General features: G+C 67.9%; 8 protein-coding genes. 5 read left to right on the top strand and 3 right to left on the bottom strand.

All coding sequences use genetic code 11. From position 1 onward, the window contains the following. Window positions 1–39: 39 nt before the first annotated feature. Together MIC448_RS11525 and MIC448_RS11520 are read right to left on the bottom strand one after the other, a co-directional pair. On the bottom strand, window positions 40–1,662 hold the full coding sequence (locus tag MIC448_RS11525; RefSeq protein ID WP_036299782.1) for an MDR family MFS transporter: 1,623 nt from the start codon (window positions 1,660–1,662) through the stop codon (window positions 40–42). A gap of 14 nt (window positions 1,663–1,676) precedes the next feature. After that, entirely contained in the window at window positions 1,677–2,285 is a 609-nt protein-coding gene (locus tag MIC448_RS11520; protein WP_051513679.1) for a TetR/AcrR family transcriptional regulator, read from the bottom strand. 198 nt (window positions 2,286–2,483) lie between these two features. Between MIC448_RS11520 and MIC448_RS16440 the strand changes: the two genes are divergently transcribed. The 4 genes from MIC448_RS16440 to MIC448_RS11505 are packed head-to-tail and all read left to right on the top strand — an operon-like array spanning window position 2,484 to window position 6,819. After that, entirely contained in the window at window positions 2,484–3,392 is a 909-nt protein-coding gene (locus MIC448_RS16440) for a hypothetical protein (RefSeq protein ID WP_036299779.1), read from the top strand. After that, window positions 3,389–4,600: an acylneuraminate cytidylyltransferase gene (locus MIC448_RS11515; RefSeq protein WP_036299777.1), complete on the top strand. Its 1,212-nt coding sequence runs from the start codon at window positions 3,389–3,391 to the stop codon at window positions 4,598–4,600. The genes MIC448_RS16440 and MIC448_RS11515 overlap by 4 nt, the downstream gene beginning before the upstream one ends. Continuing rightward, window positions 4,597–5,469 carry an N-acetylneuraminate synthase family protein gene (locus tag MIC448_RS11510; protein ID WP_036299775.1) on the top strand — a complete coding sequence of 291 codons (873 nt, stop codon included), beginning with the start codon at window positions 4,597–4,599 and terminating at the stop codon, window positions 5,467–5,469. Before MIC448_RS11515 ends, MIC448_RS11510 begins: the two co-directional genes overlap by 4 nt. Window positions 5,470–5,502: 33 nt before the next feature. Then, window positions 5,503–6,819, top strand: a complete 1,317-nt coding sequence (locus tag MIC448_RS11505; protein WP_051513677.1) for a DUF6716 putative glycosyltransferase — start codon at window positions 5,503–5,505, stop codon at window positions 6,817–6,819. Here the strand turns inward: MIC448_RS11505 and MIC448_RS11500 are convergent. Beyond that, window positions 6,792–7,826 carry a LacI family DNA-binding transcriptional regulator gene (locus tag MIC448_RS11500; protein ID WP_036299785.1) on the bottom strand — a complete coding sequence of 345 codons (1,035 nt, stop codon included), beginning with the start codon at window positions 7,824–7,826 and terminating at the stop codon, window positions 6,792–6,794. The two genes, MIC448_RS11505 and MIC448_RS11500, sit on opposite strands and share 28 nt — an antisense overlap. Before the next feature lie 139 nt (window positions 7,827–7,965). Here MIC448_RS11500 and MIC448_RS11495 point away from each other — a divergent pair, with 139 nt between their 5' ends. Continuing rightward, complete coding sequence (locus MIC448_RS11495; protein WP_036299772.1) at window positions 7,966–9,252, top strand: ABC transporter substrate-binding protein; 1,287 nt, start codon at window positions 7,966–7,968, stop codon at window positions 9,250–9,252. Window positions 9,253–9,312: the final 60 nt, after the last annotated feature.

The raw sequence follows: 9,312 nt of genomic DNA, 5'->3' as shown, positions 1-9,312 counted from the left end.
GGGCCCCCGCCGAAGGCGACCTGACGCTCGGGTCGCGCTTTAGGCGCGGCGTTCGGCATCAATTCGTTCGGCCTCGATTCGCTCGGCTTGGAGGCGTTCGGCCTCGTCGCCGCCGATCGCTTCCCCGCGCGCGACGAGTCCCGCGACATCCGAGAGCGGGATCTGCTTGAGGAAGAGCGACAGGACGAACGCCAGGCCGATGAACGGCAGCAGGTACCAGAACACGGGTGCCAGGGCGTCCGCGTAGGCGTTGACGATGCCGTCGCGTACCTCGTCCGGCAGGGTGGCCAGAACCCGGGGATCGATCGTCGCCGTTGAGTTCGCGGCATCCTCGGGTGAGGCGCCGGCGTCGGTGAAGACCTGCGTCAGATTCTGCGTCAGACGGTTGGTGAAGATCGTGCCGAAGACCGCCACGCCGAGCGCGGCGCCGACCTCGCGGAAGTAGTTGTTCGTGCTCGTCGCGGTGCCGATCTGGGCGGCCGGTACGGCGTTCTGGACGACGAGGACCACGACCTGCATGATCAGACCCAGGCCCGCGCCGAAGACGAACAGGAAGACGCAGATCAGCCAGATCGGAGTCTCGGCCGTCAGTGTGGTCAGTGCCATCATCGCGGCGCCGGTGAGGAGGGTGCCGACGATCGGGAAGATCTTGTAGCGCCCGGTGCGGGTGATCAGCACGCCCGATGCGATCGAGGTGCCGATCAGGCCCAACATCATCGGCAGGAGCAGCAGTCCGGATGCGGCGGCCGACGTTCCCGAAGACATCTGCAGGAACGTGGGGATGAACCCGATGGCGGCGAACATTCCCAAACCGAGCGTGAGGCCGATCGCGGTGGCGTTGACGAAGATCGGGTTGCGGAACAGGCTCAGCGGGATGATCGGGTCAGCTGCGCGCGCCTCGGTCACGACGAAGGCGACGGCGGAGGCGAGCAATCCCACGCCCCATGCCCAGGTCTCGAGGGCGACCCATCCGTGAGCGGCATCCCCGCCGAAGTCGGTGAAGAAGATCAGACAGGTCGTCGCGATCGAGAGGAACACCACACCGAGCACGTCGATCGGCGCGGTCGCCTTCTTGCTCGGCAGCGTCAGCGCCACGAGGGCGATCACGAACGCCGCGATACCCACGGGGATGTTGATCCAGAAAGCCCACTGCCAGGTGAGGTGGTCGACGAAGAAGCCGCCCAGGAGGGGGCCGCCGACGGCGGCGAGGCCGAAGACCGCACCGAGGACGCCGAGGTACTTGCCGCGCTCGCGGGCCGGCACAATGTCCGCGATGATCGCCTGCGACAGGATCATCAGTCCGCCACCGCCGAGACCTTGCATGGCGCGGAACACCACGAACATCCAGAAATCGGTCGTCAGTGCGCAGCCGACCGAAGCGAGTGTGAACAGAACAATCGCGACCAGGAAGAGATTGCGGCGCCCGAGCACATCGCCGAACTTGCCGTAGATCGGCATGACGATCGTGGTCGCGAGCAGGTATGCCGTCGTGATCCACACCTGGTGCTCGACGCCGCCGAGTTCGCCGACGATCGTCGGCATCGCGGTCGAGACGATGGTCTGGTCGAGGCTCGCCAGCAGCATGCCCGCCAGCAGCGCGCCGAAGATGATCCAGATACGCCGCTTGGTCAGCAGAAAGGGCGCGGGGGAGGGCTGAGACATGCGGTCCGTTCGGGTCAGGCGGCGAAGAAGGCGCGGGCGATGGCGAGTTTGCGCATCATCACGGTTCGGAAGTCCTCGCCCGTGCCGGCGAAGTACTCGGACACGGTCGGACGGATGAGTGCGGTGATCAGCTGTACGGCGATGGCGGCGCGCGGGTCATCCTCCGCCCATCCCTCGCGGCGGGCCACGAGCGCGGCGTCCTCCCGCTCACCGATCGCGGCGATATCGAGCAGGTGCTGCACGAGTTGCGGGGCACGGGTGAATGCCGCGACGAGCGCGGGAACTTCCGCCGGACTCATGTCCATCCGCTCCCAGCGTGCGATGTGCAGCTCTGCCAAAGCATCAAGAACGTCGCCCGCATCGAGAACGTCCCCGCGCGAAGCGAGGAACGCGTCGTCGAGGTCGGAGATGTCGGTGCGTGCGGCAATGCCGAGGACGGCATTCTCTTTCGACGCGAAATAGTTGAAGAACGTCCGGCGGGACACCCCGACCTCGCTGCAGACTTCTTCGACGGTGAATCCAGCCAGCCCGCGCTCGGCGGTCAGTCGGCGAGCCTCCGCCCGCAGGCGTCGCGAGGTCTCCGCGAGCTGACGGCTGCGCAGTGAGTCCGGTGCACTATTCATCACAGAGTGCATTGTTGCACGGATGGCGTAGAAGTGCACAATAATCCGGCCACCGCCGCGAGCAGATGTGCTTCGAGCCGTCGGTCCCGATCGTTCACGTCGGTGATCGGTGCGCTTCACGTGAGTGGTGCCCGTCGTTCACGTTGACCCCGCAACGTGAAATCTCCGTCCGAACGTGCAACGGAGTGGAGGCGGGAAATGAGTCCGGAACCGATGCCGGTGGTGGCCTGGGTCGAATCCCCGCTGCAGTTGGTGGGCGCGGCCGAATGGGCGGCGGTGCATCGGCGCCGTGTGCCTATCGCCGGACGCCTGACACCGCAGATGCCCGAGACGGCCGACGAACTCATCGCGCGGGGTGCGCTGTTCGGGCAGTGCGCGCCGTACCTCGGCATCCCGTGGAACCTGCTTGCGCGACACAAGCATTGGCTCGTCGGCGACGGATTCTCGGGGCAGTTCCGCCTCGCCGCGAGCGTCCTGCGCCCGCAGCGCATCACATTCCTCGACGACGGAGCCAACGCCATTGCGTTCGCCGACACGCTCGTGGGGCGTCGGCCGTTCGCTCGGCCCGGTGTGCCCGAACGCGGCCTCGGCGCCCGGGTCGCCCCGTTTGCGTTCGACCAGATCGCGGGTCGCGCCCGAGCCGGGCAGGTCGACTTCTTCACGGCTTTCGACTTCGGTGAGGCCCGCTTGCGCGAGCTCGACGAGCGTGGCTATCGGGTCGCCCGCCACGCCTTCGAATGGACCCGCCGCACGGCGCGGGCCTTTGTCACGACCACCGCCGGACGCGTGCTGCTCGGCAGCGCCCGACCCGTGGACGGACGGATGCCGCTCGCGGAATATCTCGACTGGGTCCGGTGGGAAGCATCCCGTGCGCCCGTGACCTACCTGCCGCACCGGCGCGAGCCCGAGAACCAGATCGACGCCGTCGCGGCGATTCCGGGGGTGCATCTGGACCGGCAGTCGCTTCCCGTCGAAATGGTGCTTGCGGGCGCGATCGAGCGGCTCGAGATCGTGACGTTGCCCTCTTCGACCACCACGACCCTGCCCCTTGTGCTGCGACCGGACTGTGCCGTTCGCAGCGTCGCGCTGCGGAGCAGAACATCGTGAGCGAAAGCGTGAGTGGGACCCGGGGCGAAGTCGTCGCTGTCATCCCGGCCCGCGGCGGATCGAAGGGTGTACCGCGCAAGAACCTCCGTCGTGTGGGGGGCGTGCCACTCGTCGCCCGGGCCATCACCGCCGCCCGCGAGACGGCATCCATCGATCGCGTCGTCGTCTCGACGGACGACGCCGAGATCGGTGCCGTCGCCGAAGAATGGGGCGCGCAGGTCGTCGCCCGCCCGGTCAACCTCGCCGGCGACACGGCAACCAGCGAGAGCGCCCTGCTGCACACCCTCGACGCCCTCGCCGCCACGGGTGTCGAGACCGACATCCTCGTCTTCCTGCAGGCGACGTCGCCCTTCATCGATCCACGCGATCTCGAGCGCGCCATCGGGCTCGTACGGGACAGGTCCTTCGATTCCGTGTTCTCGGCGATCGAGACCTACGGATTCCTGTGGTCGGCGGACGCATCCGGAACGGCCCGCGGAATCAACCACGAGCCGAGCACGCGGCCCCGGCGCCAGGACCGCGAGCCGCACTACCTCGAAACCGGTGCGTTCTACGTCATGCGCTCACTCGGCTTCCACGGGGCGCGCCATCGCTTCTTCGGGCGCGTGGGTGTCGTCGAGGTCGCCGAGCGCTCCGCCATCGAGATCGACACGGAGGAGCAGTTGGTGATGGCGAGCGCGATCGCGCCGCTTCTGCACGGCGTCGGCGGCCAGCCCGGGTCGATCGATGCCATCGCCGTCGTGACCGACTTCGACGGCGTGCACACGGACGACACCGCCACGACCGACGTCGAGGGCCGCGAAACGGTGCGCGTGAGCCGATCGGACGGCATGGGTGTCGCCGAGCTCCGACGAGCCGGCATTCCCGTGCTCATCCTCTCGACCGAGACGAACCCGGTCGTATCGGCACGTGCCCGCAAGCTGCGAGTGGATGTCCGCCAGGGCGTCGACGACAAGGCGGCGGCCCTCATCGAGTGGGCTGCCGAAATCGGCGTGCCGCTCGCGAGTGTCGCCTACGTCGGCAACGACATCAACGATCTGGCGTGCCTGAATCTCGTCGGGTGGCCCGTCGCGGTGCCCGACGCGCACCCCCTCGTGCTCGCCGCCGCACGCGTCGTGCTCACGCGGGCGGGAGGAGACGGCGCGGTCCGCGAGCTCTCCGACCGCGTTCTGCGATCACTCGTCCCCATCGAAAGGCAGAAAACATGACGGTAAGCATCGGATCGCGCGTGATCGGCGGCGGACGACCCGCCTACGTCATCGCCGAGATCGGTCTGAACCACAACGGCGACGTCGAGATCGCCAAGCAGCTGATCGACGTTGCGGCCGACGCCGGCGTGGACGCCGTGAAGTTCCAGAAGCGCACGCCCGAGATCTCCACCCCCGTGCACATGCGCGACACGTTGCGCGAGACGCCCTGGGGCACGATGACCTACCTCGACTACCGCTACCGGGTCGAGTTCACGCGTGAGCAGTACGTCGAGGTATCGGACCACGCGCTGCTCCGGGGCCTCGACTGGTTCGCTTCGCCGTGGGATGTGCCGAGCGTCGCGTTCCTCGAAGACCTGAACGTCGTGGCACACAAGGTCGCCTCCGCGTGCCTCACCGACATCCCGCTCCTGCAGGCGCTGCGCGATACGGGCAAGCCGATCATCCTCTCGACCGGGATGTCGACGATCGCTCAGATCGACACCGCGCTCGAGGTGCTCGGCACCGACCGGCTCGTGCTGCTGCACGCCACGTCGACCTATCCGATGGAGCCGGAAGAGGCCAACCTCCGCGTCATCCCGACCCTCCGCGATCGCTACCCGGGTGTGCCCGTGGGCTATTCGGGACACGAGCGCGGGCTGCAGATCTCGGTCGCTGCCGTCGCGCTCGGGGCCGTCGCGGTAGAGCGCCACATCACGCTGGACCGCACGATGTGGGGATCCGATCACGCGGCATCGCTCGAACCGGCGGGGCTGCAGCATCTCGTCCGCGACATCCGGATCATCGAGCAGGCGCTCGGCGACGGCGTCAAGCGCGTCTTCCCGGGCGAGCAGGCACCCATGGCGAAGCTCCGCCGAGTGCTGACATGAAAGCGCGTTCTGGTACGAGAGCCGCGTCCTGACGTGACGGGGTTTCGTGTGCGAGTCGGGGGTCTGCGGGTCGTCGCGCTCGCCGACACCGATTCGTACGTGAAGTGGGCGGCGGCGCTGCTCGGGTCGCTGCCCGCAGGATCGGATGTCCGGCTTCTGATCATCGAGACCGCGTTGGTCGTCAGTCCGGCGCAACAGGCGGCGGCACTGGACGGGAGCGGGCTGGATCCGTCGCGGGTCCGACGCATCGTGTACGACGATCTTGCGCGCGTGCTCGGTGACCTCGCCCCGGATGCCGTGCTGGTCGCCGCTCGGGGGCCCGTCGTGCGGGTGCTCACCGCACTCGTCGCCGCGCTCGAATCCCGGCCCGTGATCGTGTCGGGGCTGCCCGGCATCTCGATTCCCGCCACGACCGCGGCCATGGTTCACCGCACACAGTGCGATCTGTTCGTGCTCCATTCCACGCGCGAAATCGCGGCGTTCTCTGCCCTCGCGCGACAGCGCGGGCTGACCCAACGCTTCGCGCTGGCGGGGCTGCCCTTTGCGCGGTCGGGACGTCCAACGCCCCCTGAGGCTGTCGAAGGGCGCGCTGGTGTCGTCGCGTCGACAGGCTCAGCGACCGTGCCTCGGGGTACCGACCTGGTTTTCGCGTCGCAGGCGATCGTCCCGCGCGAGCGCACCGACCGGATGCGAGTCGCTCGGCTGCTGATCGAGACGGCGCGTGCGAACCCCGACAAGCGTGTCGTCGTTAAAGAACGCGCCGTCGCGGGCGAGCACCAGACGCACGCTCAGAAGCACGGTTACCCCGATCTGCTCCGGCGGATGGGCCCGCTCCCCGCGAACCTCGTCGTCTCGACCGACTCGATGGCGCGGGCACTCGACGCAGCCGAGGGACTCGTCACCGTCAGCTCGACCGCCGCGATCGAAGCCGTGGCGCGCGGCATCCCGGTGATCGCGCTCGACACCTTCGGCGTCGACGATTCGTTGATCAACACGGTGTTCGTCGGCAGCGGACTGCTCGGGTCTGAGGACGACGTCGTGCGTCGCGACTTCCGGCTGCCGCCCACCGAGTGGCTCGTGCGCAATTACTTTCACGATCCCGCGGACGAAGACTGGATCGCAGAACTCGTGCAGCTCGTCGAGCTCCGTCGCGCGGGAGAGCTGCCCGCGAAGCCCGGGCGCGTCCGTCGCGGCGGGCGGTTGCGGGATGTCTGGGAGCGGCGAATGGCGCTCGGTTCCCGCGACCGCTCGGTCGCGGGCGCGGTCGTCTGGGTGATCGGCGTTCCGTCTCGGGTCATCCTGCGCCCGATCCTGCGGCCCTACTATCGGCGGCGACTCGAGTCGGTCTGAGAAGAGTCCGTCCGAGGCGGCGCCGTCGTCGCGCGCGGCACCAGCCGCGTCGGCAGCACGAGGTGCGTGGCGGGCAGCGGATCGCCGTTCAGCAGTAGCACCAGCATCCTCGCGGCCTCGGCTCCCAGTCGGCGCATCGGCTGACGGATCGTGCTGAGAGGTGACGAGAACTGCGATGCCTCGGGGATGTCGTCGAAACCGATGACAGACAGGTCGCGCGGTACTTCGAGTCCGATCTGATGCGCCACCTCGACGATGGCGATGGCCGAGAGGTCGTTGGCGGCGAAGATGGCCGTCGGCGGGCGGGGGATGCGGAGGAGCGCCATCGCGGCGTCGCGCGCGGTACGCGGGTGGTACATGCCGACGCGCGTCAGGTTGGGATCGTAGGTGATGCCCGCCTCGTTCAGCGCGAGGCGGTACCCGGACTCGCGCAGCACGGCGGAGCGCAGGTCGGGGCGCCCGGCGAGAAAGCCGATGCGGGTGTGTCCGAGCTCCACGAGATAGCGCGTCGCCATCCGCGCACCCTCGAGACTGTCGGATTCGACCGTGGGGAGGTCGGCGCGACCCGTGTGGGGGTCGATCGCAACGAGGGGGATCTCGGATGACGCACCCACGACGGTAGGCGTGACGATGATCGCGGCGTCGATCAGCGTGCCGCTCAGGCGCGACAGTGAACGCCGCTCCCAGCCCTCGCTCTGTCCGTGCTTCGAGCCGCTGTATGCGAGCAGGTCGAACCGGGAATCGCGAAGCGCGAGCCCGACGCCCTTCAGGATCTCTGCGCTGAAGGGTTCAAAATCGGCGACCAGCACGCCCACGACGCCGGTTGCCCGGGAGCGCATGCTGCTCGCCACCAAGCTCGATTCGTAGCCGAGTTCGCGGACGACTTCGTTGACGCGTTCGACCGTGGCGCTCGCGACGCCGTAGCGGCCATTCACCGCTTTCGACACGGTCGCGACCGAGACGCCCGCCGCTTTCGCGACGTCGTGGATCGTCGTTCGCTTGCTCACCGGCTCACCGTAGCGCACCTTGAAACTGTTTTCGAAAACGTTTGACGAGTCCGAAACGTCTTGTAACACTGGGGCACCGTACCCCCGGGCATCGCGCAGCGTGGTCGATGCCACTCAAAGAAGAGAACAGGTGAATCACATGAAGCGTTCCAAGATCCTTGTGGGATCAGCAGCACTAGCCATCGGCGCTCTCGCGCTCAGCGGTTGCAGCGGCGGCGGCTCCGGCGGAGACGACGGAGACGTGACCATGACGCTGTGGCACAACAGCACAACGGGCCCCGGCCAGGAGTTCTGGGAAACCACGGCCGCCGACTTCGCGGCCGAGAACCCCGGCGTCACGATCGAGATCCAGACAGTCCAGAACGAAGACCTCGACGGCAAGCTCCAGACCGCACTCAACTCGGGCGACGCCCCCGACCTGTTCCTGCAGCGCGGTGGCGGCAAGATGGCCGAGATGGTGCAGGCCGGGCAGCTGAAGGACCTGACCGACGGCCTCTCGGGCGCCGCGGTCGACGAGATCCCGGAGACCGCCTACGACGCCAGCATGATCGACGGCAAGATCTACGCGCTGCCCGTTGCCGTGCTACCCGGCGGCTTGTTCTACAGCCAGAACCTCTTCGATGAGGCCGGCATCACCGAGAACCCCACCACGATCGAAGAGTTCGACGCGACGGTCGAGCAGCTGAAGTCCGCGGGTATCGCCCCCATCGCCCTGGGCGCGAAGGACGCCTGGCCCGCGGCGCACTGGTACTACTGGTTCGCGCTGCGCGAGTGCAGCACCGAAACGCTCCAGTCGGCCGCTGACGACCTCGACTTCAGCGACGAGTGCTGGATCAAGGCCGGCGAAGACCTGCAGGATCTCGCGGCACTCGAGCCCTTCAACGACGGATTCCTCACCACCTCCGCTCAGCAGGGCGCGGGCAGCTCGGCCGGCCTGATCGCCAACTACCAGGCGGGCATGGAACTCATGGGCGCTTGGAACCCGGGAGTCATCGCGGGGCTGACGCCGGACGAGCAGCCGCTGCCGGACCTGGCCTGGTTCCCGTTCCCGGAGGTTCCGGGCGGCGAGGGTGAGGCCGGCGCCATCATGGGCGGTGTCGACGGATACTCGTGCTCGGTGGATGCGCCCGACGCGTGCGTCGACTTCCTGAACTACCTGGGTACCGCCGAGGTGCAGACGAACTACTACAAGGCTTTCAACGCTCCGCCGGTCAACACCGTGGCGCAGGAAGAAGTCACCGAGCCGTACTTGCAGCAGATCATCGAGGCGTACAACGCAGCCCCGTTCGCTCCGCAGTGGCTCGACACGAGCTACGGCCAGAACGTCGGTAACGCGCTGAACGTCGCCGTGGTCGACATGCTCGCGGGCAACGGTTCGCCCGAGGACATCGTCCAGGCCGTCAACGACGCCGCAGCGCGCGCCTAAGGCTCAGCATCATGCCGCATCGCGAGAACACCCTCGAGGCGGAGACCACGACGGCGGATC

The organism is Microbacterium sp. C448 (assembly GCF_000582705.2).
In the GTDB taxonomy this organism is placed as follows: Bacteria; Actinomycetota; Actinomycetes; order Actinomycetales; family Microbacteriaceae; genus Microbacterium; species Microbacterium lacus_A.
Note: the sequence above shows the minus strand (reverse complement) of the source record. Positions and strands in the feature narration are given on the sequence as shown.

Bases quoted from the DNA above. Each gene is read 5' to 3' on its own strand.
- MIC448_RS16440 (WP_036299779.1), top strand. From the start codon at position 2,484: ATGAGTCCGGAACCGATGCCGGTGGTGGCCTGGGTCGAATCCCCGCTG.
- MIC448_RS11520 (WP_051513679.1), bottom strand. From the start codon at position 2,285: ATGAATAGTGCACCGGACTCACTGCGCAGCCGTCAGCTCGCGGAGACC.
- MIC448_RS11525 (WP_036299782.1), bottom strand. From the start codon at position 1,662: ATGTCTCAGCCCTCCCCCGCGCCCTTTCTGCTGACCAAGCGGCGTATC.
- MIC448_RS11495 (WP_036299772.1), top strand. From the start codon at position 7,966: ATGAAGCGTTCCAAGATCCTTGTGGGATCAGCAGCACTAGCCATCGGC.
- MIC448_RS11510 (WP_036299775.1), top strand. From the start codon at position 4,597: ATGACGGTAAGCATCGGATCGCGCGTGATCGGCGGCGGACGACCCGCC.